The sequence below is a fragment of the Ulvibacterium sp. genome, from assembly GCF_965228935.1.
Taxonomy (GTDB): Bacteria; Bacteroidota; Bacteroidia; order Flavobacteriales; family Flavobacteriaceae; genus Ulvibacterium.
Map to the genome: position 1 here is coordinate 4879208 of NZ_OZ245846.1, position 24653 is coordinate 4903860.

Here is a 24653-nt window from a genome sequence, read left to right on the forward strand (position 1 = left end):
CTTAGGGCGTACTTTCTTTAAAAAGGGGAAACAATTCCGACTCTACCCGAGCCTCGCTCAATAGCTGTTCTATCTGGGCCACTACTTCAGGGTGCTTGCTCGCGACATTAGTAGTTTCTGAAGGATCTATGGCCAAGTTATACAGTTCCATGGGCGCATCTTTATCGGTCCGCACTTTATATTTAACACCTTTCCAATCGCCCATCCTAACAGCTTGCCTTCCACCCCGATTGATGAACTCCCAGTACAGGTATTCATGCTGTTCTTGGTTTTGGTCGCCTAAAAGTGCTGGAAGAAAAGAAATGCCGTCAATATCTTCAGGAACAGCGGTACCGGTAATATCGGCTATCGTGGGAAAAAAATCCCAGAACGCCGATATATGCTGTGAAATCGACCCTTTCTGAATTTTTCCGGGCCAACTGACAATCATGGGAACGCGAACACCACCTTCGTACAAATCTCTTTTTACACCACGCAACCCACCGGTACTGTTGAAAAACTCGGGATCTGCACCCGCTTCTACATGGGGACCGTTGTCGCTGGTGAATACAATGATAGTGTTCCCTGCAATACCCAGCTCGAACACTTTGGCCACGATTTGCCCTACATAGGCATCGGTTCTTGCCACCATACTGGCAAAGGTAGCGCGTGGAATTTCTTGAGGTGTATAATCCGAGATCTTGAGATTTGGTCCATAACCAGATGACTTACCGCCTTTATATGGATGAGGTTCTTCAAATTTTCCCGCATATTTCGCCAAAATACTGTCTTGGGGAGAAATCAATTCTGCATGTGGAAGTATCAACGGCACGTAAGCGAAAAAAGGGACTTCTTTATTCTCTTCAATAAATCGCAGCATTCTTTTTTGAATCACATCGGGAGCATATGTAACTTTTTGGATCCAATCATTTCCCGGAAGGGAGTCTATTTCTTGGTTATCCCATAGATGTGTGGGATAGTAGCGGTGAGCCATACGTTGGCAGTTGTAGCCATAAAAGGTATCAAAACCTTGATTGATGGGGTCACCTTCAGAACCTACAAAGCCCAAGCCCCATTTACCAAAAGCACCTGTGGTATAGCCCACTGTTTTCAAAGCCTCGGGTAAGATGACCAAACTGTCGGGTATGGGGGTCTGCCCCTCTTGGCCCTTCAATTCCCGATTGCCCCTGATATAGGTATGCCCGGTATGCTGACCGCTCATCAATGCCGACCTTGAAGGGGCACAGACCGTGGAACCACTGTAATGCTGCGTAAAACGCATACCGTTCAGGGCCAATTGGTCGATATGCGGTGTTTTTATTTTTTGCTGTCCATAGCACCCCAAATCACCGTAACCAAGGTCATCGGCCAAAATGAAAATAATATTTGGTTTAGGCGCTTTTGTTTCCTTCGGTTTGGACTCAGATGGTTTGGTTTTTTCAGAGCAAGCTGCCAAAACGACCAAAACGATAAGGGCGAACAGCATATATTTTTTGTATATGTAAACCATGTCTTGATGTCTTTATTTTAATTGCAATTGTTCGATCTTCTGATAATCTTTTCCTCGTATGGATTCGAAGGTGGCTATCATTTCTTCTAATTTTTTAGGGTTTTTGCCGGCCAGATTTACCCGTTGGGCCAGATCATCACTAAGGTTGAACAACTGATATTCTGATGCGTTTCCCAATTCTATATTTACTTTTTCTTCGATTGCCTTGCCCTCATAGGGAGGAATCATTAACCAATCGCCCTTTCTGAGTGCTGTTCTTGAAGTTGCCTCGAGCACTAAGGCTTCACGTCCGTTTTTACTTTTTCCCAGAAGTACGTCCAAAAGTTCTTGTCCATCGGTATCCGTCATCCCTTGTATATGCAACAACTCGGAAACCGATTCTAAAATATCCATCTGGCATATCACCGCATCGGAAACATTGGGTTCAATCTTACCTTTCCAGTATGTTATAAACGGCACCCGCGTACCTGCCTCAAAAAGGCTGTACTTGCCTCCTCGGAGTCCCCCATTGGGGTCGTGTTTACCCAGTTTTTCAACAGCATCGTCATAATAGCCGTCGTTCAACACCGGACCGTTATCACTGGTAAAAATGACCAAGGTATTTTCGAGAACGCCTTCCTCCTTTAAGGTTTTCATGAATTCGCCCACACACCAATCGGCCTCTACAATGACATCGCCCCTAGGACCCATACCTGAAGTACCGACAAACCTTGGATGTGGTGTTCTTGGTACATGCGGCTGTTGCATGGCGTAATACAAAAAGAAAGGCTTGGCCCTGTGGGTCTTCACATACTGCTTCGCTTTCTCCAAAAAGTTATCGGCCATATCCACATCGCTCCATTTGGCCTTTTCGCCACCTTTCATATATCCGATTCGGCCAATACCGTTGACAATACTGTTATTGTGTCCGTGGTGCCATTTCATTTGTACCAAATCGGGATTGTCTACCGCAGTGGGTTCCCCTTCAAAGTTTTTCTTGTAATCTACATAGATAGGATCTTCGGGATCCAAGTTCTCTACATGTCCGTCCCTAATGTAAACGGTTGGTACACGGTCTTGGGTAGCGGCCAAAATATACGACTCATCAAAACCAACCTCATTGGGTCCAGGGGACACTTTTTCGTTCCAGTTGACATGGCCGGTACCCAGACCAAGGTGCCATTTACCAACAATCCCCGTATGGTACCCTTGGTCTTTCAGAAGCTTCGGCAGTGTGAGCTGTTTTGTATCAATGAGCAAGGGAGCCGTTCCCGGAAGTATTTTTGCATTTTTGTTGCGCCAAGGATACATGCCTGTCAACAAGGCATACCTACTTGGTGTACATGTCGCAGACGAGGCATAACCATTGGTAAACTTTACCCCTTCCGTCGCCAATGCATCTATGTTGGGAGTCCGCAATGATTTCGACCCATAGGAACCCAAATCGCCATAACCGAGATCATCAAGGTAAATAATTACAATATTGGGTCTTTCGACTGTTCGATTCTCTTCCCGTTCTTGAGATTTCCTTTCGGTATCTTTACATCCGAATCCTAAAAGAAGAGTCACCAAAAATACGGACAAGTATGTTTTTTTTCCCATTTTCATTTGTCTACAAATCATGCAAATCTCAATTGAATTTTAAGCAGTAATCTCACGCCAACGGTACCGACCCCAACCACAAACTGGAGCTAACCTATATACTTAATAGCTAGCTCCAATTGCTCGCTACCTCTAAAGAAGAATTTCTACCCTGGACATTTTTCAGATGTGTATTTTGAAAATCCATCTTAATCTTGTCGTAAAGCTTGAATTTATCTTTACGCAAGTTGTATGTACGCGTAAAAAAAATGTGTTTCTCGATACAAAGAATCTAATTACATTATTCCAGGCTTACCGGACTTACTACATTTGACTGGACAAAAAGATAGGAACGTGTTTGCTGTTTAAGTTAACCTTGAAACAAGTCAAAACCAAAAAATAGAGTACACAGCGGGGTTTAGGTTGCCCTTGGTCAACCGTGGAGTCCATTTCCATTTAGTTGCCAGTACTTAGATTTTCAAGGGTATTTCTTAAGGTTTGGCTAGGCTCCATGCAATCTTGAGCTCCAAAGTCTGGATTTCTTTATTTTAAACTGTGGATAAAACTTAACTTTATCTTATTATGTATCGGCTTTGCTTCGCTTTTTTGGTCTCATTTGTTTTTGGAGCGCTTGTTGCACAGCGCACCCAGGTCAACTATACTGACCACCTTTCTATCGCTGAAGGGTTAGGCCATAATGGTGTAACGGATATTTATCAGGATTCGAGGGGATTTATCTGGATTGCCACTTTTGATGGCCTCAATCGATATGATGGTTACAAAGTAAAAGTATTCAAGAACACCGTAGATCGGCAATTGTTTGCAAGTAACCGGATTCGAAGCTTGGCAGAAGTGACCTTGGGAAGTTTATTGATTGGCACCGATGAAGGACTCACCGTCTATAATTTTAAGACCAAGGATTTCAAAAATGTCTATTCAAATAAGAATGACGGAATCGGGAACAAAGGCCCCATTATCAGGGATATCTTTAAGGATGAAAATAGAAACCTCATAGTTTGTGTTACGGAGCGGGAAGGTATATTGTTGTTTGACCAAAACTTAAAACTTATTGATAAGTTCACCCCTAAAGGTAATTTTGGCAGATTACCTTTGTTTTTCAACAGCGGCATCCAGGCCGGTCCTGATGAATACCTTTTTGCTACCTCCTCGGGCATCATCATCTTTTCTGTTGGAGACGAGCAATTTCACCCGCTGTTTTTGAATCAAGGAACATCAAGTAGGGCCATTGCAAAACTTGGCGGACACCGGTTTATCTCGGTGGGGCAACAGGGTGCTTTTCTGTTCGAGTATCAAGAAGGAACGGCGGATAAAATTGAAGCCAAAACTATCAAAGGCCTTGAGAGCCTTTCCTGTAATACGGTTGGACTAGATGTCTTGGGCAACGTATGGGTCGGTACGGCGGCACATGGTTTTTATACGATCTCAAAAAAACAACTTCAAAGTAGTTCTGTAGTGGCAACTGCTACCAACTTTGGCAATGTAGTTGGTACTTTAAGGTCGAGCTGCATCACGGCGACAGCAGATCATGGCACGTGGATAGGCACTTTCAACAAGGGATTGTTTCATCTCCCGAAGCAAGAAAACGCATTTAGAGGAAGGGTGGAAATTGACCATCCCAATACTTCCAGCCATGAAATATCCCAAGTATCTGTTCTCGACGAACACCGTATTTATATGGCTTTTAACCGGGGAGGCTTAACACTGTTAAATACAACCACGAATGAGTTTGAGACCCCGCCCTTGAGACTGACTCAAGAAGAATTACATCAGGTGAGCACAGTTCTTGTGGATTCAAATAAGAACGTCTGGCTTAAGATGCAAGGTGAAAATAACCTATTTAGGGTCAAAAAAGGTTCTGATATTCTTTATACCCCATTGAACAATCTTAGTTTACAGAGTATTGTTAGAAATTCGCCGATTACGGAAGACAAACAGGGAAACATATGGGTGGGCGCCTATGGTAATTTATATAAGATTATTGTTGATGGCAACGGTGCTGTAATAGGTACCGATTCATTAAGTACAAACCCCATGTTCTTGAACAATACCCTTTCAAGAGTACGCTCTTTGTATATAGATGCCAATGAAAAGTACATTTGGGTAGGTACCAGCGCGGATGGTCTTTTTAGAATTAATATAGATAATGAACTTCCCCTTCACAAAAAACCGATAAAGCAATATCTGAAAGACGATAAAAATGATATGTCCATTTCAAGCAATTTTGTAAGTACCATTCTTCGTCTTGACAATGGTGATTTATGGATTGGTACCGAAAGAGGGGGCATCTGCAAGATGGTGGCCGATGGCAATACACCAAAATTCGTCACCTACTCCGAAAAAGATGGACTTTCCAACAATGTGGTCAAAAATATAGTGCCTGATGAAAACGGAAATTTATGGATATCTACAAACAATGGACTAAATGTATTCTACCCGGATACTTCCGAATTTCGCACATTCGACAAAGAAGATGGATTGCCCTTCCAAGATTTTTCGTATGCCTCGGCCAGACTTGGGAATGGCAGCATTTTTATGGCCGGAGAAAGTGGCTTTACTCATTTTAATCCAAAAAACATTCCCGCCAATGAATCCCTTCCAAAATTGCAATGGGACGATTTAAGAATATATAACGAGCGTATTGCACCTGGGGATACGCTGAACAACCGAGTAGTTTTAAACCAACCTCTTTCGGAACAAGGAAGTGTGGATTTAAAATATAATGAAAATGTTTTTTCGATCGAGGCCTTATCCCTGCATTATTCATCGGAAAGTAACCATTTTTTGAGGTACCGACTAGACCCCTTAAATAAAGATTGGGTGACCGTTCCTTCAAACCAATATCTGATATCGTACAGTGGATTGTCTCCTGGACAGTATTCCCTGCAGGTAGAGGCTTCAAACTCCATGAACCAATGGACGTCACCCTTAGAATTGGACATCACCATAAATCCGCCTTGGTGGAAGACCAATTGGGCATATTTGCTATATTTTCTTTTTTTGGGACTATTGGTTTTCGTGGTAGTCAAAGTTATATTGAACATGCAGTCTTTGCACCACAAGTTGGAAATCGAGGAACTGGAAATGAAAAATGTCAAAGAAGTGAATGCTGCCAAATTGCGTTTTTTCACGAATATATCCCACGAAATAAAAACACCACTGACCTTGATTACGGGCCCGGTAAACATGCTCGTAGATCGTTTTAAGGGCAATCCGGATCTTAACGGAAAATTACGATTGGTTAAAAGGCAGGCGAACAAGATATTACAATTAATTGACCAAGTACAGGATTTTCAAAAAGCAGATGCCCATTCTTTGAAGATGAACTATACGCGCTTTCACTTTAACGACTTTGTTAAAAACATGGTCCAAGATTTTGAATACAAGGCAGAAACGGATAAAAAGCATTTTGTAATCGAAGATGGCGGGTCTGAAATCTATATCTCGGCCGATAAGGATAAATTGGAAAAAATCTTTAACAACTTGTTGAATAATGCTTTTAAGTTCACCAAGACCGGCGATACAATATCGTTTAAGTTCCGAAGTGAAGAAAAAGACCTTTTTGTAGAAGTTATCGATACGGGAATAGGAATACCACAAGAAGACTTACCGTTCATTTTTGACCGATTCTTTCAGTCAAGCAGTGAAGATTCCTATCATTCCACCGGATCCGGAATCGGGCTCGCCTTTTCAAAACATTTGGCAGAGATGCATTATGGAGAGATTGGCGTGACCAGTGAACATGGTAACGGCAGCACCTTTTATGTGAGACTTCCGGTGGTAAAGGAACAATCGGCCATTGATCAAGAAAAACAAGAGAAGGACATTATAAAAGCTGAGGAGAAGTCCGTCAATCATGGGATTCAAATAGACGATCTGGTCGATGAGTTCGACGTATCAAAAATAACCCATAACGGAGAGTATAGCCATACCTTGGTGTATTATGTAGAGGATATACCGGATATGAGGAAGTATGTTTCGGGCATTTTATCAAATTTTTTCGATGTAAAAACTTTTAAGAACGGGCAAGAATGTTTGGACGCCATGGAAGTAAAATGGCCTGAAATTATCATAAGTGACTTGCTCATGCCTGAAGTCAACGGGCTTGAATTGTGTAAACGTGTCAAGGCAGATATCAAGACTAGCCATATACCTTTTGTATTACTAACTGCCTGTACCACTATAGAAGACCAAATTCAGGGCATCAAGGACGGAGCCGATGCTTATATTCGAAAACCGTTCAATGTGCAGCACCTTATCTCAAAAACAGAAGCTTTGTTACATAACCGCAAACAACTTCGCGAGCGGTTTGAAATTGGTTTGCCCATTACTTGGGAAAAGAACAACAACAACCGTAACGACAACGCCTTTATAGAGCGGCTTTATGGATTGATGGCCAAAAACATGGACAACCAAGACTTGGACCTCGATAGTTTTGCGAGGGAACTCTATCTGAATCGAACCCATTTCTACCAAAAAGTAAAGGCATTGACCAACCATACCCCTTATGAACTATTGAAGCAATATCGTTTGAAAAAGGCGGCCGAACTGCTGGCCAGCAATGACTATTCGGTAAATGAAGTGTATACCATGACAGGATTTAAAAGTCGTACGCATTTCAGCAAACTCTTTAAACAAACGTATAGCGTTACCCCTAGTAAGTATACCAAAACCGTGGAATCCTCTTTGGTAAATGGGCCGGAGTGAACAAGTTCCCTTCCCAATTTCGACCGATTGCCCATAAAAATCGTAATGCACAGGTCAAGTCCTAGGTTTTATGGAGCATTATTGTCATCATTTGAAGAAAGAATAAGGTGCCGAATTGGCAAAACAGTGTCCTGCAACAATAGCATTTTTCGCTCCTTGCCGGAATACAAAAAAGATTATCAGTACGCCTACATACTTTGTTAAATCCAAAAAAACTGTCCAACAAAACTCGAGGCCTTTAAAAGCCAAAGGCACCAAGAAAAGAAATGAACAGGCAAAACGTTACCTTTTGACTCAAGAAGAAATAATCCCATAAATCACATTAGCTATTTTAAAGAGCTTCATGACTTGAGACCCTTTGGATATGATGTATTTCCGTTGTTATCCTTGACAATTTCATGTATGGATTGTTTATGTAAATATGGCTTTGAAAGAATGAAATTGTCAAGAGAAGCCCGTCCCGGGCCAAGACGAGGCAAGCCCCGGCCAAATCACCAGAGAAAGCAAAACCCACCTTTTAAGGAGGGTTTTTTGTTTGGGGGTAATTCCGAGCCCAAAAAGCCTAAATAGGCCAGGGATCGTTTGCTCGCGGTAGTATCTCGAAACTTAAAACTATGGTTTAATTTTTCGAAACAGAAAAAAAAGAATGCCTTTGGATACCGTTTGGACCTTTTCCCGCAAAATGGAAAAAGCCTTGGCAATATGATTTTCAATCGTATTGACCGATATGTCCAAATACTGTGAAATCTCTTTATGGGTAAGGCCTTCCCGTTTGCTCAACAAAAAAACCTTTTTGCATTTAGGCGGTAGATGCTCTATAGCTTCCCTCAATAAGGTTAGCTTTTCTTCCATATCGGAAGTATCATATTCTTCCATCAAAGATCCAACGGTTTGAAAATATTTCTGTTCTAGAATCCCGACCGCCTTATTTTTTTTATAGAGTTTTAAGAACTTGTGGTATATCGATTTATAGAGCAATTTGTTTAGGGGAATGTCCATATTCAATCTTTGACGGCTTTCCCAAATATTCATGTATACCTCTTGGACAATATCCTCGGCCATGGAAGAATCCTTAGATAAATTCAGGGCATATCGATATAAAGAATCATAGTATTTATCGACTATACGGGCATATGCCTCAACCCCGTCATTTTTCAGATCCCGCATCAATACCGCATCATTATCCAAATACTTCTTCATTGTAAAAGGGAAGGTTATTTGATCAAAGTATTAAATAATCGTAAAAAAACCATAAAAAAATAGTGGATTCCAGATTTTGATGTGTTTTAGTAGTAAAACCCTTTAGAATTAGGATGGAAAAGCTCATCATAAAATATCTTACCGACAAGGCTTCCCCTTCGGAAATTGAAGCATTGGAAAAATGGATTCAACTCGAAGGCAATGACCAAATCTTTGAGGAATACGTAAGGATCAATTTTTTGGCCAATAACCAAGCCGTTGGTCCCGATATAGAAGGGAACAAGGCAAAACTGATCGAATATGCCCAAAGGAAAAGGAGGGTCTATAGATTAGGAAGGGTAAAAACCGTATTTAAATACGCGGCCATTTTTGTTGCACTCGTAGCCTTGTCCTTTTATGGCTATGATTATTTTTACTCGGGATCTTCTGTAATTGGGGATCAGGAAGCAGATACCGCACAACCCGCATTGATTATTGCAGATGAGGATATCATCTTAAAAAATGATAAGGGAGAGATCCAAGTACTGGATGAAAAATCAAAATCGAACATAGTCCATAATTCCCAGGGTAGGCAAGTGGCCCAACAAAACGGTGCACAGATCAATTACCATGAAAATGAAGATACCGCACAAGAGCTGGTCTATAATGAGATTTTTGTGCCCTACGGTAAACGCTTTCAGGTAACCTTATCCGACGGTACCTTGGTACATCTAAATTCCGGAACTTCCTTAAAGTTCCCTATCAACTTCATAGCGGGCCAAGAACGCGGTGTTTTTCTGAAAGGCGAGGCATTTTTTGAGGTGACAAAACATAAAAGTGACGCGTTTGTAATACATTCCGGGGACCTTGGCATACAGGTACTGGGTACCAAGTTCAATGTTTCCTCTTACGAGGAGGACCAAAGAACAAATACCGTATTGGTAGAAGGTAGCGTACAGGTATATGATACTTCAAAACCGGATTCCAAAGTTGTTTTAAAAACAGGAGAAATGGCAACACACAGGCCGGGGCAAAACCAAATTGCCGTACAAACGGTAAACACGGACTTGTATACCGCCTGGATGGACGGCCGTCTAATACTCAGAAAAATGCCCTTTAAACTCATCCGGAAAAAACTGGAAAGGCATTATAATGTTACCATTGTAAACCATAATAAAGACCTGGACGAAGCAACCTATAACGTAAATTTTGACAATGAAACGATCGAGCAAGTACTAAAAGTACTGAACGAGAATTTCAAGGTCGACTACGAGATAACCAATAACCAGATAATCATAAACTAAAACGATATGCCTATGCCTTATAGACCCACTTGAAAATAATGAAATAACCCTAGTGAAGCTGAAAAATAATCGGGAAATGCGGGAACATTCCCCGATTGGTATTTAAGCAATTAATTCTCTGTACAACCACTTAAACACTATAAATGTATGAAAAACTTCATCAACTCTAAAGGTCGTTTCCTGACCGAGTTTAAATTTGATTTAAAGATGAAACTTACTGTGTTGCTCCTGACCATCGGTTTTTTTAGTCTACAGGCAAACACGACCTATTCACAGAAGACAAAGATATCGTTAGACCTAACCGATGTCTCTATACAGCAAGTTTTGGATAAAATTGAATCGGACACCGAATTTCGTTTTTTCGTAAACGTGGACGAGGTAAACGTAGACGAACGGCTTACCATCAAAGTCAAGGACAAAACGATAGACCGCGTATTAAAAAGAATATTCAAAAATCAAAATATCGGATTCAAGGTACTGGACAAACAGATTGTTTTGAGCTCGGTAAAAACGGAACCTCCCCTACCTGAAGCTATAATTCAGGAATGGTCGGTTACGGGTAGTGTGGTCGATAATGAGGGGGCTCCCCTACCCGGCGCAAGTATCGTGGAAAAGGGTACCACCAACGGTACGCAGACCGATTTTGACGGGAACTTTTCCATAGACGTGGCCAATGAAAACGCCATTCTGACCATTTCCTATCTGGGGTTCCTTACCAAAGATGTGCCTGTTGAGGGCCAGACCGACCTAACAATTACCATGCAAGAAGATGCAGCTGGCTTGGACGAGGTAATTGTGGTCGGTTATGGCACACAGAGCAGGGCGAAAGTCACTACGGCCGTATCACAGGTTAAAGGAAAGGAACTGGTAAAAAGCGCCAATATTAACTTGGGGACTTCCTTATCGGGGCAGCTCCCCGGTTTGATCATTACCAACCCCATTGGGGAGCCCGGCAATGACGATCCCACTATCTTTATCAGGGGGCTCTCCACCGTTAACAGGGAAGACGGTGCCAACGCGCCTTTGGTCGTTATTGACGGGGTGGCCAATGCCGATGGCATAAACCGATTGGACCCCAATGATATAGAGACCTTTACCGTGCTTAAGGACGCATCCGCGGCCATCTACGGCGCCCAATCGGCGGCAGGAGTTATTTTAATTACAACGAAAAGAGGGAGGCCCGGCAAGACCGAGTTCAATTTTTCCACCAGTTATGGTCTGGTAACCCCCTTTGGGATGCCCGAATTTTCGGATGCGGCCCTTCAATTAAGAGGCCTTGGTTTTTCCGATGAAGTCATTCAACCTTGGTTGGATGGTACCAATCAAGGTACGGATTGGATGGATGAGGTGTTAAAAAGTTCAAGTGGTCAGCAAAGGCATAGCCTAACAGCCAGAGGGGGGTCGGAGAAGATACAATACTTTCTATCATTGGGGCTTTCCACACAGGAAGGTAGAATCACCGGGGATGAGCAGTCCGGAAACGATCAATATAATGTACGATCAAATTTTGATGCCCAACTCACCGACCGTCTTAAATTAAGACTGGATTTTTCAGCAAGAAGACAAGATATTACCTTATTGGCCAGGACGTTTGAGGAAAACATTAGAAATTCAGGATTTACAACACCATTACAGCCTGCTTATGTTCAAGGATTGCCTTCCATAGGCAGGCTCGGACAAAGCGCTTTGTCGGTTGCAAAATCCGACGGTAATAAAAAAACCACCTTGGATGTTTTCAATTCTACCTTGGGACTGGAGTATGACATTCCCTTTCTGGAAGGACTTTCATTTGAAACCTGGGGCAATATCGTTACGACCCAGCAATTCGGGAAGGACTTTTTGGTACCCTTCATTTACTATGAAGAAGATGCCGAAGGAAATCTGATTGAAATAACATCTCCCGACAGACCGTTTCCCAACCCAAGACTTACGGAAAGGTTTGATCGTTCCACCAGCCTAACGTACAATGCTCGATTAAAATATCGAAAATCCTTTGGCGATCATAGCATCGATGCGTTTATCGCCTATGAACAAAATACGTTAAATTCCAACTTTACCCAAGCGGCACGATTAGACTTTGAGTCAACGGCTGTTCCTGAACTGTTTGCCGGCACCACCAATCCCGATTTAATAACCAATGATGGTAGTTCCGACCAAGGTGCCCGGCAAAATTATTTTGGGCAGGTGTCCTATGATTATAAGGGGAAATATTTGGTACAGGCCCATATACGAAGAGACGCTTCCGAACGTTTTTCCCAGGCCGAAAGAGTAGGGTATTTTCCTGGGCTATCCGCCGGATGGGTAATCTCCAAGGAAAAATTCTTTGCCGTGCCCGCCATAAATTGGCTAAAGCTTAGGGGATCCTGGGGAATCCTGGGCAACGATGCCATCGGGCGGTTCAATTTCCTCTCCTTATATGATTTCTCAGAGGGTTATGTATTTGATGGTAGCCAAGTGGTCGCAGGGGTTAGCGAAGGAACGTTGGCCGCCCCCAATACCACTTGGGAGAAAAAGGAAACAAGAAACCTAGGAATGGAGTTGGGTCTGTTCAATAGTAAGTTATCCTTGGAATTCGACTACTTCAACAATACCACATCGGATATCCTCATTACTAGGGATGCCACGGTAACCAATGTGTCCGGTATTGCCAGTATACTTCCCAATGAAAATTTGGGGGAATTTGTTAATAGAGGATTTGAAATATTGGCGACGTATCGGGATAATATTGGCGACTTTAATTTCAATATTTCAGGAAATTTCACGAGTGTACGGAACGAGACTATTTTTATAGATGAACCCATGCTAACGGAAGCCCGTGCACACCAATCACGCGAAGGGAGGCCATGGGGAACACCGCTGATGTACGTTGTAGAAGGTCGGTTTCTTTCACAAGCCGATATCGATGACCCCAACAAGCTTGGTCTGGGTACGGTTGCCCTAGGGGATTGGGTTTATAAGGATATTAATGGGGATGGTATAATTAGCGTTGACGACCAGGTAATTTCAGAATATAGTAACATCCCGCAGATTACCGCCGGCCTTAACATCAATGCCAATTACAAAGGGATAGATCTGACCGTAAACGCTTTTGCCAATGCAAGGGTGCGCAAATTTATTGATGGTTATATTTCAGGGGAGATCAACAACACCCCGGCCTACTATTTTAGAAACCTATATTACAGTGAAGATGAACCCGGCACCATACCCGCACTTGATAGGGGGAGGTTTGTGAAAAACACCTTTTGGGAAAGGGACGCTTCCTTTGTTCGTATACGATCCATTGAACTTGGGTATTCCTTGCCGGAAAAATTCGTTTCCACTATTGGACTTACTAGGGCCCGATTGTATGTAAACGGAAACAATTTGTTCACATTTTCCAAATTCAACGATCTTGGACTGGGCGACCCTGAAACCTTCGTTGCCGGATCGTTGTTCTATCAGCCCGCTTTTAGAACCATCACCGCCGGTCTTAATCTAAGTTTTTAATACAGTAAAAAACAAATTATGAAACATATATATAACATTTTAGGTATGGGATTAGGCCTTATGATGTTGATCGCATGCTCGGATGACCTATTGGATCTGGATCCCGCCACATCGCTCTCTGAAGTGGATGTGTTCTCGGATATACCCTTATTGACCAACTTTGTAAACAATAATTATGGGAGGGCCTTCCCTCATAAATTTGATGACAACGCGGCAGATGAAGCCATAACCGATAATGGACAGGGAAGGAGTGCCGTATTTTCGGATTTCGTAAATGACAATTATGTTTCTTCCAGAGGAGAACTTTTTACAAGGGATTTATGGGTAAACTCGTACACGACCATACGAAATGTGAACCTGTTCCTGGATAAGGTCAATGGAAACCCCAACGACCTTAATATGGATGCCTTGCAAGACTTGACCGGACAAATGCGCTATATTAGGGCTTGGGTCTATTTTGATCTATTGCGCACCTATGGCGGTGTTCCCCTAGTTACGCAAACCTATGATTTGGAAACTGCGGCGGATATTCCTGCCCGGAGTTCCATTCAGGAAACGGGATCGTTCATCCTTGAGGAGTTGGAACAGGCCATGACGGAACTGCCGGAAAAGGGGAACGAGGCCATTGTAGGTAGAATAAACAAGGATGTGGCGCTGGCGTTAAAAGGGAGGTTAACGCTGTATTTGGCCAGTAAATTGTACAATGATGGGGCGGACGGTACCACGGCCCAATGGGAAGCGGCCCGGGACGCGAACAAAGCGGTACTGGATCTGGGCCGTTATGACCTGAACACCCCATATGAAAACATTTTTCTACAAGGCACGCAAAATACCAGCTCTACCATCTTCGCAAGAACCTATAGTGATGCCGCTCCCCAACAGGGGGGTGCGGGCAGAGCCATTCTGGGGTGCACCCATGGAGGATTTACGCTTATTCAGCCGACACAAGATTTGATAAACCAATATCAGATGGCGGACGGCCAATATCCCTATGAGGAGGATCTATTGACCATTAATGTAGCTTCGGGCTATGACGAACAAAACCCCTACGTAAACCGTGACCCCAGATTTTACAAAAGCATATTGTACCATGGGGCCGAGTTTTCTTCGGTAACGACACCGGATCACATACATCAGTATTGGCAATCGCCCGATCAATCCGCAATAGGAGCGGATGTTTCCATAGCAGGGATTATTGGAATCCAATGTAATTCCCAAGGGGGGTACAACTTTAGGAAATATGCCGATGGCGGATCACCACAGGAAAATACAACGCCTTGGGTGTTCTTTAGATTGGCGGAATTTGAATTGAACTATGCGGAAGCCCAGCTACACTTGGGCGAAGAGAATGAAGCCCGCGCCGCCCTGAACCGGGTCAGAAATAGACCGGGTATTGAAATGCCCCCGATTGCGGCAAGCGTTACCGGTGCCGATTTATGGAGAGCATACTATTATGAGCGCAGGATAGAACTGGTTTTTGAAGGACATCGATGGCAAGATGGCAGAAGATGGATGATGGGGAAAGCGTTATTTGAAAAACAACCCAAGGGAACAAGGATCATACGAACCGATGGGGGCATCACAGGTATTGCCGAAACGGTAACCTATGAGCACAATGTGGTGGACATTCAACCCCAATGGGGGCCTAGAAAATGGAACGACAAGGCCTATTGGGCCCCTATTCCGCCAGCAGAAATCGTTAAATCCAATGATTTGCTTACCCAAAACCCGGGATGGGATTAAAAGCAATGTTAGTTGTTAGTTGAATTAGTCGAGATTTCAAACAGTCATCGCTTCACAACCGTGTGGCTGTTTGTTTTCTTTGAATGTTGATCACTTGGATTCCATGCATCATCAAAACCGGAATTACCTTTGAATGGCGGTAAGTGTTCATGGCGTATAGCATTCCAGTATCGGTCATGATTTAACGTTATACGTTTTTTGCTTAAAATAAGGATTCAATTAAAAATATAAACATGAAGCCAATGATGAATACTTTTTCGAAAATGATAGGGCAAAACTGCGAATTTTATACATCACTTAAAAATAGGGTACTATTCGCATGGATTCTTTTGTTTTTTTCTTGCGATGCCACCTATGAGATTGAACCTACGGCCAATCCCAATGACCTACACTTTAATGCACTCTCCAAGGTCTGGGACGAAGCGATACCTCTTGGAAATGGGATAGTCGGATCTTTGGTGTGGGAAAAGGAAGGGAAACTACGCTTTTCATTGGATCGGGCAGATCTTTGGGATTTACGTCCTATGCAAAATAGGGATGCCCCTGAATGGAAATTCAGTTGGGTGGTGGATCAATGGAAGAAAGGAGACTATAAACCTGTCCAGGAAATGTTCGATGTGCCTTATGACAAGGATCCCGCTCCGTCTAAAATACCCGGTGCCGCCATAGAATTTGATATTGCTGCTTTAGGAGAAGTAGCCTCGGTCCATTTATACATAAAGGAAGCTATTTGTGAGGTTAAATGGAAGAATGGAGTACGATTGTTGACTTTCGTACATGCCACGGAACCTGTAGGTTGGTACAGGTTTGAAGGTCTGGAAAATGCATTGGAATACGAGCTTGTTCCTCCTGCCTATGCGATTGAAGGACAAAATGGGACGGAAGACCCTGTAACTGGTTTGGATCTTAGAAGATTGGGGTATTCGCAAGGATCGGTAACCAAAAACAACACAACAACAACGTACCATCAAAAAGGATGGGGCGGATTTGAATACCAAGTTAGTGTAACCGGTGCAATGGATAACGGGGTTTTTCAGGGCTCTTGGAATATCAGCTCGGCATTTCCGGAGGAGGAATTGCCGAGCTCCAAGGAAATCGCGGACACGTATTTTGTCCCAGGCTGGGAGGCCAGCTTTAACTCCCATAAACAATGGTGGGCCAATTTCTGGTCCAAGTCATCCATTCATGTGCCCGACACCATTTTGCAAAAGCAATGGTACCTTGAACAGTACAAGTTTGGGGCTACGGCCAGGGCAGGTGCACCACCCATTTCATTGCAATCGGTTTGGACCGCGGACAACGGAAGGCTTCCACCCTGGAAAGGGGATTTCCACCATGACCTAAATACTCAGTTGAGTTATTGGCCTGCTTATAGCGGCAACCATCTTGATCTGGAAATAGGGTATACGGATTGGTTATGGAAGTATAGGGACGAATTCAAGAGATATACGAAAAACTACTATGGAACAGATGGACTAAATGTACCCGGAGTTACGACCTTGACCGGGCAACCTATGGGCGGGTGGATACAATATGCTTTCGGGCCTACGGTATCATCATGGCTGGGCCAGCATTTTTACCTGCATTGGCGGTATTCCATGGATAGGGATTTCTTGGAAGAACGGGCATATCCCTGGATAAAAGATGTCGCTCTATTCCTTGAAGGAATTTCTGAAATAGATTCCCAAGGCTTTAGGAAGCTACCGCTAAGTTCCAGTCCGGAAATCAATGATAACCGAAAGGATGCCTGGTTTGCGGAAACAACAAACTATGATTTGGCATTTATACGATGGACCTATGAAAAAGCCGCAGAATTGGCCAAGGAACTAAAGAAGCAAGAAGAGGCGGACAGATGGAAGAAACTACTAGCGCAATGGCCGGAATTTACAGTTGATGCAAGCGGGTTATGGTTCGCTCCGGAAAAGCCCTACGATGAGTCGCACAGACATTTTTCGAATCAGGTAGGATACCACCCTTTGGGGGTATTGGATTTTTCAAAAGGTGAAAAAGACAGAAAAATTATTGAAAACACCATTAAAACTATTGATAGCATTGGCTCATCCGCTTGGGTGGGTTATTCCTTTAGTTGGTTGGCCAATATGAAGGCGCGAGCTTTTGATGGTCAAGGCGCAGCAAAAGCCCTTAAAATTTTTGCAACCAGTTTTTGTCTGCCGAATAGTTTTCATGTAAACGGCGATCAATCGGGAAAAGGGTATTCCGATTATACCTACCGCCCGTTTACCTTGGAAGGGAATTTTGCTTTTGCAGCGGGATTGCAAGAGATGCTCATTCAAAGTCACACGCCAACAATCGTTGTTTTTCCAGCCATTCCCGATGATTGGAAAGAGCTACGTTTTACGCAACTACGTACAGAAGGTGCATTCTTGGTTTCTGCAGAAAGGAAAGACGGAAAAACGACCTATGTTCAGGTCCAATCGACCGAAGGAGGGAATTTGAAATTAAAGAATCCTTTTGATAGCGATGCTTTCGAATGCTCCCACGAGTACACAATGGATAAGGGCGGTATTATAGCTATCGAAACAAATCCTGGGGATGTTATAGAACTAAAAATGAATCAATAAGGGCTATGAAGGTAGTGGAACAATGTTACAAGTTTAGTACGCTATTGCTTGTAACCATAATAAGGAAACGAACAGCGAAATGGAATTCCTTTGATACAATGATGAATACGATTTACAGTACCTTTTTAGTGTTCTGTGCAATCGCTTTAGTGGCTTGTTCTAACGATAGTAGGGCCGAAAAACCCAATATCGTGTTCATCTTGGTAGATGACCTGGGCTATTCGGATTTAGGATACACTGGAAGTAGCAGTTACGAGTCGCCCAATGTGGATGCATTGGCTGCAGCAGGGATGGTCTTTACGAATGCCTATGCGGCAAGTCCCATCTGCTCGCCTACCAGGGCCGCTATCTTGAGTGGAAAATATCCCGCTAGGTTGAATCTTACGGATTGGATTCCAGGAAATCGGCATTATGGGCCCCATAAAGATCAAAAATTGGTGTCCCAGCCTTTTGAACTGGAGCTCCATTTGGAAGAATACACCCTTGCCGAGGCATTTCAAGATGCCGGCTACAAAACCATGTTCGCCGGAAAATGGCATTTGGGGGAAAAAGAGGAATACTATCCACAATTCCAGGGCTTTGATATCAATATCGCAGGAAACAAGACCGGACACCCAAGTGGAGGGTATTTTTCGCCCTATGAAAATCCGCAATTAACCGATGGCCCTGAAGGGGAATACCTTACGGACCGGTTGACCGATGAGGTGATTCAATTCATAAATACGAACAAAGATGCTCCTTTTTTTGCCTATTTATCCTTTTACACGGTACACCTGCCGCTACAGGCAAAACCCGAAAAAGTAAAAAAGTATACCCGAAAGTTCTCGGAAATGTTTACCGACGAAGAACCATTTTCCCAGGAAGAAGGAACATTTTACAAACATAGACAAAATAGGCCGCAGTATGCCGCCATGATCGAAAGCATGGATGAAAATGTAGGCCGCTTGTTGCAGTGCCTCGAAGAAAATAAGCTGACCGAAAATACCATCATTGTATTTACCTCGGATAATGGGGGCATGGCAACGAGCAATGCCATGGAACATATTCCCACCACCAACCTACCCTTAAGAGTCGGAAAAGGTTACCTATATGAAGGGGGAATACGGGAACCGCTTATTATTAAATGGCCGAAACGGATTCAGGAAGGTTCCTCTTCCCATTTTTCGGTAAACAGTACGGATTTGTACCCCACACTGCTGGATATGGCTGGTTTGGATTTGATACCTCATCAACATAGGGACGGTGTTACCCTTAAACCCATATTGGAGGGCAACGATCAAAAAACGAGACCCATTTTCTGGCATTTTCCACATTATAGCGGTGGCTTGGGAGGTCGCCCTTCCGGAGCGGTACGCCTAGGGGATTACAAACTCATAGAGTTCTATGAGGATATGAATGTTGAGCTGTACAACATCCGCAAGGATATTGGGGAACAAAATGATCTATCCAAGGAAGCACCTGAAAAAGTAAAACAGCTCGTTGATTTATTGCATCATTGGAGAGTAGAGGTCGGTGCCCAAATGCCACATCCTAACCCACACTTTGAACAACCATAAATCCATCTACTTGGTGATAGCAAAAAAGGAAATAAAAGAAGCCAGGAATTACCTAATGTACCCATTTCAAATGGAAAACATAACGAATATTTTCTGGAACATAAATCTAAATTCGATGAAAAGATGAATGACAATAGACGTGATTTTATCAAAAAGGCGGGAATGGCCTCGGCATTTTCCTTGCTCCCCGCAAGTGGCATTTTCGCCAATGGCATACGTAGAAATGAAAAAAAGGGTATCCCCATACCCACCAAGGCCCAACAAATGTGGCAGGACCTTGAGATAGGTGTCATATTCTGTTTGGATTTAGGTGTACTCGCTGGGGATTATTCCCCAAATAATTATTCAAAAAAGGTGTTTGACCCACAATCCTACAACCCATCAAAATTGGACACCGATCAATGGGTCAGGGCCGCAAAAGCGGCGGGCGCCAAGTATGCCATTTTTACCGGTACCCATTTCAATGGCTTCATGCAATGGCAGAGCGATCTGTACCCGTACGGGCTAAAACAATCCCCCTGGCGTGATGGTAAGGGTGATATTTTCGGTGATTTTGTGGCCTCTTGCCGTAAGGAAGATATCGAACCCGGGATTTTTATAAGCACCTGCCGAAATTTTTACCATGGTGTTTTGGAGAATTACGTGGATTGGGGAAGTGGAAAAGGAACGGAAAAACAAAGGATATTCAACCGCATGGCGGAAAAAATGACGGAAGAAATCTGTTCAAAGTATGGGGAACTGGTACAGATCTGGTATGATTCCGGGGTCAAGCTGCCGCATGAAGGAGGGCCCGACGTACTGCCCATTTTTGAAAAGTACCAGCCCAATTCCATATTCTACAACGCTTCCAGAAGAAGCGATTATCGTTGGGTGGGCAACGAGGATGGGTATGCGCGTTACCCATGCTGGGCCACAATGCCCGCAGCTGATAATGAATCGCACACCGGTGACAGTTGGAAACCTTTGCTCGAAACCGGGGATCCCAATGGGGAAATTTGGTCTCCAGCCATGGTGGATGTCCCCTTACGGGGATCGAACGGTATCCATAACTGGTTTTGGAACCCCGATCAGGAACACGGTGTGCATAGTACCAAAAAACTCGTGGAAATGTATTATAACTCCGTAGGTCGAAATAGCAATTTTGTCATGGGTGCCGTGATTACTCCGGAAGGGCTTGTTCCCGACCTGGATATGGATAGATTCAAAGAATTTGGTGACGAAATAGAGCGGAGGTTTTCCGACCCACTGGCCACTTCCTCAGATTCAGGGAAACGGTTAGAGATGAATGCCCTGGGCAAACAAAAGGTAAATCAGGTGGTGCTCATGGAAGATATTTCCAAAGGGGAGCGTGTACGGCAATTTAGGGTCGAGGGAAAAACAGATAAGGGTTGGAAAGTTCTGGCCGAGGGAAGTTGCATAGGACATAAGTATATTGCCCGATTTGATGAGATGGAGGTGTCATCGATTAAGCTCGAGGTCATGGAAAGTATAGCCAATCCCATTATAAGGGAGTTCGCAATGTATCATTATTGTGGAATAAAATGAAACATTCATGGACTTACGGGATGTACCCATATAAAATGGAAAGCGTAGCGAATACTCTAAAACGCAAATCTAAAATCGATGAAAGATGAATGACAATAGACGTGGTTTTATCAAAAAAGCGGGAATGGCCTCGGCATTTTCCTTGCTCCCCGCAAGTGGCATTTTTGCCAATGGCATACGTACGGATGAAAAAAAGGGTATCCCAATACCCACCAAGGCACAACAAATGTGGCAGGATCTTGAGGTAGGCGTTATATTCCATTTGGATATCTCCATACTAGAAGGGGAGTATTCGCCAAACAATTATTCAAAAAAGGTGTTTGACCCACAATCCTACAACCCATCAAAATTGGACACCGATCAATGGGTCAGGGCCGCAAAAGCGGCGGGTGCCAAGTATGCCATTTTTACCGGTACCCATTTCAACGGCTTCATGCAATGGCAGAGCGATCTTTACCCGTACGGCCTAAAACAATCCCCCTGGCGTGATGGTAAGGGTGATATCTTTGGTGATTTTGTGGCCTCTTGCCGTAAGGAAGGTATCGAACCCGGGATTTATATAAGTACCTGTAGAAATTTCTACCAGTGTGTTTTGGAGAATTATGTGGATTGGGGAAGTGGAAAAGGAACCGAAAAGCAAGGGATATTCAACCGCGTGGCGGAAAAAATGACGGAGGAAATCTGTTCAAAGTATGGAGAACTGGTACAGATCTGGTATGATTCCGGGGTTAAGCTGCCCCATGAAGGAGGGCCCGACGTACTGCCCATTTTTGAAAAATACCAGCCCAATTCCATATTCTACAATTCGTCCAAAAGAAGCGATTATCGTTGGGTGGGCAATGAAGATGGGTATGCGCGTTACCCATGCTGGGCCACAATGCCAGCAGCGGACAATGAATCGCATACCGGTGATCGTTGGAAACCTTTGCTCGACACAGGGGATCCCAATGGGGAAATCTGGTCTCCCGCCATGGTCGACATCCCATTACGGGGGGCAAACGGTGTCCATAACTGGTTTTGGAACCCCAATGAGGAACACGGTGTCCATAGTACCAAAAAACTCGTGGAAATGTATTATAACTCCGTGGGTCGAAACAGCAACTTTGTCATAGGTGCCGTAATTACTCCGGAAGGGCTTGTTCCCGACCTGGATGTGGCTAGACTCAAGGAGTTTGGTGACGAAATAGAGCGGAGGTTTTCCAATCCTTTGGTCACTTCTTCAGGTTCAGGGAAACGGTTGGACATAAACGCTTTGGACAAACAAAAGGTAAATCAGGTGGTGCTCACGGAAGATATTTCCAAAGGGGAGCGTGTACGGCAATTTAGGGTTGAGGGAAAAACAGCTAAGGGTTGGAAAGTACTGGCCGAAGGAAGTTGTATAGGACACAAGTATATTGCCCGATTTGATGAGGTTGAAGTGTCATCGATCAAGCTCGAAGTCACGGAAAGCATAGCCAATCCCATCATAAGGGAGTTCTCAATATATCATTATTGTGGAATGCAATAAAGACAGTGTTGGGCATTTTGTTGGTTTTGTCCATGGATAACTCAGGTAATTAACGAAGATCAATTGGAATCTTTACTATGAATTTGGAACGTACAGTTTTACTAGGGTTAATTTTAATTGTTAGCGGTAAAGTCCTTAATGCCCAAATAACAGAACGGGAACGTCCGGCCCAATGGGAAAACTTGGCATACGGCGGACGGTTTATGGATCGCTTTTTAGCGATACCTCCCGTGGGTAAATTGACCGAAACGGTCTGGGGCACCAAGGAGGTGATTCCAAGATACGTGGACAACGGTATCGAGGATTCCCAATGGTCCTATTGGGGTGGAAATATGCTAAAGGGAGACGATGGCAACTACCACCTTTTTGTATGTAGGTGGCGCGAAGATTCCCAAAAAGGACATATGGAGTGGATCAATTCCGAGGTGGTCCACGCCATCTCGGAAACCTCTTTTGGTCCCTTTAAGGTAAAGGAAACCATAGGGCCGGGGCATAATCCGGAAGCCTTCCGACTAAAGGATGGACGGTATGTAATCTACGTCATAGACGGCCGTTATGTTTCAGACGCTATAAATGGTCCCTGGAAATATGGAAAATTTGAATTTGATACCAGGGACAGGCCCATTATAGAAGGCTTGTCCAACCTCAGTTTTGCGCAACGAGAAGACGGCTCCTATATCATGGTCTGCAGAGGGGGCGGTATCTGGTTTAGTAAAGATGGGCTTTCCCCCTATTACCAAATAACGGATAAGCGGGTATATCCGCCTGTGGAAGGGCGCTTTGAAGACCCTGTGATCTGGCGCACCAACATACAGTATCATATGATCGTGAATGATTGGTTGGGTAGAATCGCCTACTATTCGCGCTCTAAAAATGGGGTGCATTGGAAAGTGGAACCAGGTGAAGCATATTTACCGGGAATAACCCAATATACCGATGGGACCCAGGAGGATTGGTTCAAATATGAACGACTCAAAGTTTTGCAGGACCATTTGGGTAGGGCGACCCAAGCCAATTTTGCCGTAATCGATACCATTAAATGGAATGATCTGAGCAATGATAGACACAGTTCTAAAAACATCACCATCCCCTTGACCGTGGGCAGGCAATTGCAGATACTGAACCGCAAAAAAATCAATGCCGGTACAAAAATTATCAGGGTAAACATAAAGGCGGAAGAAGGGTTTGACCCGCATACCGATATGGATATCAACTCCCTCCGTTTCGGAGCATCGGAAGAGGTCAACTTTGGTCGCGGCAGTGGGGTCAAAAAAACGCGGAAAAGAGGGAAGGACCTCATGGTTACCTTTGACGGGAAAGGCCATGGCATTACCGATACCAATTTTGTGGGTAAGCTATTGGGCAAATCCTCAAAAGGGAAATTACTTTTCGGGTATGCCCGTTTGCCAAAAATGAACTATTCAGAACCTGTTTTGTCCGCCAGCATGCCCAAGCTAATATCCAAAGAAAATGGAGAAGAATTAGTGATTGAAGTTCAGAATTTTGGACAGGTGTCTTCCAAAAGATCCAAAATTGTAGTCCAGTACTTTGAAGGGGACATAGAACGGCTAACAATATCTGGGAAGGTACCCAGGCTAAAACCTTTTCAGAGAGAAACCATACCCCACGGTTACCACAAAACGTTTAAAAAAGGAAAAAAATATACGATCAAAATAAGTCTTTATCATCCACAGATGAAATCTGTACATTTTGAAAAAAAGGGCGTCCCTTTTGAATGAAGTGATTTATTCTTTTTGGATTTGTAGTACAGGCCATTGTAGGTCTGCAATACCAAATGATTTGTTTAAAACTGAAAGAATCAAGGGAGAAGCCTTAGAGAAAGGCACAGGACATAGGATACATAATCTAACCATAAATGCAAATTGAGAATGATGAAATATGAGAACAGCCCAATAAAACAACCGCATTCAACAACAAAAAAGACAACATCTTTATTCCTATTATGTTTTTTGTTAT

At 43.6% G+C, this 24653-nt stretch carries 12 protein-coding genes; 9 read left to right on the forward strand and 3 right to left on the reverse strand.

The annotated features are described in order from the left end of the window. Position 1: 1 nt before the first annotated feature. Positions 2-1489 carry an arylsulfatase gene (locus ACO06Y_RS20495; RefSeq protein WP_422080908.1) on the reverse strand — a complete coding sequence of 496 codons (1488 nt, stop codon included), beginning with the start codon at positions 1487-1489 and terminating at the stop codon, positions 2-4. A 12-nt stretch (positions 1490-1501) separates the two neighbouring features. After that, entirely contained in the window at positions 1502-3076 is a 1575-nt protein-coding gene (locus ACO06Y_RS20500) for a sulfatase family protein (RefSeq protein WP_422084206.1), read from the reverse strand. Positions 3077-3631: 555 nt separating this feature from the next. Here ACO06Y_RS20500 and ACO06Y_RS20505 point away from each other — a divergent pair. Further along, complete coding sequence (locus ACO06Y_RS20505) at positions 3632-7774, forward strand: hybrid sensor histidine kinase/response regulator transcription factor (RefSeq protein WP_422080909.1); 4143 nt, start codon at positions 3632-3634, stop codon at positions 7772-7774. Positions 7775-8386: 612 nt separating this feature from the next. On the opposite strand, the gene ACO06Y_RS20510 is transcribed toward ACO06Y_RS20505, so the two are convergent. Then, on the reverse strand, positions 8387-8974 hold the full coding sequence (locus ACO06Y_RS20510) for an RNA polymerase sigma factor (RefSeq protein ID WP_422080910.1): 588 nt from the start codon (positions 8972-8974) through the stop codon (positions 8387-8389). 113 nt (positions 8975-9087) lie between these two features. Between ACO06Y_RS20510 and ACO06Y_RS20515 the strand changes: the two genes are divergently transcribed. From ACO06Y_RS20515 to ACO06Y_RS20550, 8 genes are all read left to right on the forward strand, one after another. Continuing rightward, entirely contained in the window at positions 9088-10257 is a 1170-nt protein-coding gene (locus ACO06Y_RS20515; protein WP_422080911.1) for a FecR family protein, read from the forward strand. A gap of 147 nt (positions 10258-10404) precedes the next feature. Next, positions 10405-13743: a TonB-dependent receptor gene (locus ACO06Y_RS20520; protein WP_422080912.1), complete on the forward strand. Its 3339-nt coding sequence runs from the start codon at positions 10405-10407 to the stop codon at positions 13741-13743. An 18-nt stretch (positions 13744-13761) separates the two neighbouring features. Beyond that, entirely contained in the window at positions 13762-15486 is a 1725-nt protein-coding gene (locus tag ACO06Y_RS20525; protein WP_422080913.1) for a RagB/SusD family nutrient uptake outer membrane protein, read from the forward strand. A gap of 242 nt (positions 15487-15728) precedes the next feature. Further along, the gene (locus tag ACO06Y_RS20530; RefSeq protein ID WP_422080914.1) at positions 15729-18068 is read left to right on the forward strand and encodes a glycosyl hydrolase family 95 catalytic domain-containing protein; all 2340 of its coding nucleotides are present in this window, start codon (positions 15729-15731) and stop codon (positions 18066-18068) included. A 5-nt stretch (positions 18069-18073) separates the two neighbouring features. Continuing rightward, positions 18074-19624, forward strand: coding sequence for a sulfatase (locus ACO06Y_RS20535; protein WP_422080915.1), 1551 nt, complete (start codon positions 18074-18076; stop codon positions 19622-19624). Positions 19625-19747: 123 nt separating this feature from the next. Continuing rightward, positions 19748-21169 (forward strand): alpha-L-fucosidase, encoded by a 1422-nt coding sequence (locus ACO06Y_RS20540; RefSeq protein WP_422080916.1) that lies wholly within the window; start codon positions 19748-19750, stop codon positions 21167-21169. An 85-nt stretch (positions 21170-21254) separates the two neighbouring features. Further along, positions 21255-22676, forward strand: coding sequence for an alpha-L-fucosidase (locus tag ACO06Y_RS20545; RefSeq protein ID WP_422080917.1), 1422 nt, complete (start codon positions 21255-21257; stop codon positions 22674-22676). Between the two features lie 77 nt (positions 22677-22753). After that, positions 22754-24415, forward strand: coding sequence for a glycoside hydrolase family protein (locus ACO06Y_RS20550; protein WP_422080918.1), 1662 nt, complete (start codon positions 22754-22756; stop codon positions 24413-24415). Positions 24416-24653: the final 238 nt, after the last annotated feature.

What these genes read in the sequence shown, in the direction of transcription:
- ACO06Y_RS20525 (WP_422080913.1), top strand. Translation starts at nt 13,762, where the DNA reads ATGAAACATATATATAACATTTTAGGTATGGGATTAGGCCTTATGATG.
- ACO06Y_RS20540 (WP_422080916.1), top strand. Translation starts at nt 19,748, where the DNA reads ATGAATGACAATAGACGTGATTTTATCAAAAAGGCGGGAATGGCCTCG.
- ACO06Y_RS20495 (WP_422080908.1), bottom strand. Translation starts at nt 1,489, where the DNA reads ATGGTTTACATATACAAAAAATATATGCTGTTCGCCCTTATCGTTTTG.
- ACO06Y_RS20510 (WP_422080910.1), bottom strand. Translation starts at nt 8,974, where the DNA reads ATGAAGAAGTATTTGGATAATGATGCGGTATTGATGCGGGATCTGAAA.
- ACO06Y_RS20500 (WP_422084206.1), bottom strand. Translation starts at nt 3,076, where the DNA reads ATGAAAATGGGAAAAAAAACATACTTGTCCGTATTTTTGGTGACTCTT.
- ACO06Y_RS20520 (WP_422080912.1), top strand. Translation starts at nt 10,405, where the DNA reads ATGAAAAACTTCATCAACTCTAAAGGTCGTTTCCTGACCGAGTTTAAA.
- ACO06Y_RS20530 (WP_422080914.1), top strand. Translation starts at nt 15,729, where the DNA reads ATGATGAATACTTTTTCGAAAATGATAGGGCAAAACTGCGAATTTTAT.
- ACO06Y_RS20515 (WP_422080911.1), top strand. Translation starts at nt 9,088, where the DNA reads ATGGAAAAGCTCATCATAAAATATCTTACCGACAAGGCTTCCCCTTCG.
- ACO06Y_RS20535 (WP_422080915.1), top strand. Translation starts at nt 18,074, where the DNA reads ATGAAGGTAGTGGAACAATGTTACAAGTTTAGTACGCTATTGCTTGTA.
- ACO06Y_RS20505 (WP_422080909.1), top strand. Translation starts at nt 3,632, where the DNA reads ATGTATCGGCTTTGCTTCGCTTTTTTGGTCTCATTTGTTTTTGGAGCG.
- ACO06Y_RS20550 (WP_422080918.1), top strand. Translation starts at nt 22,754, where the DNA reads ATGAATTTGGAACGTACAGTTTTACTAGGGTTAATTTTAATTGTTAGC.
- ACO06Y_RS20545 (WP_422080917.1), top strand. Translation starts at nt 21,255, where the DNA reads ATGAATGACAATAGACGTGGTTTTATCAAAAAAGCGGGAATGGCCTCG.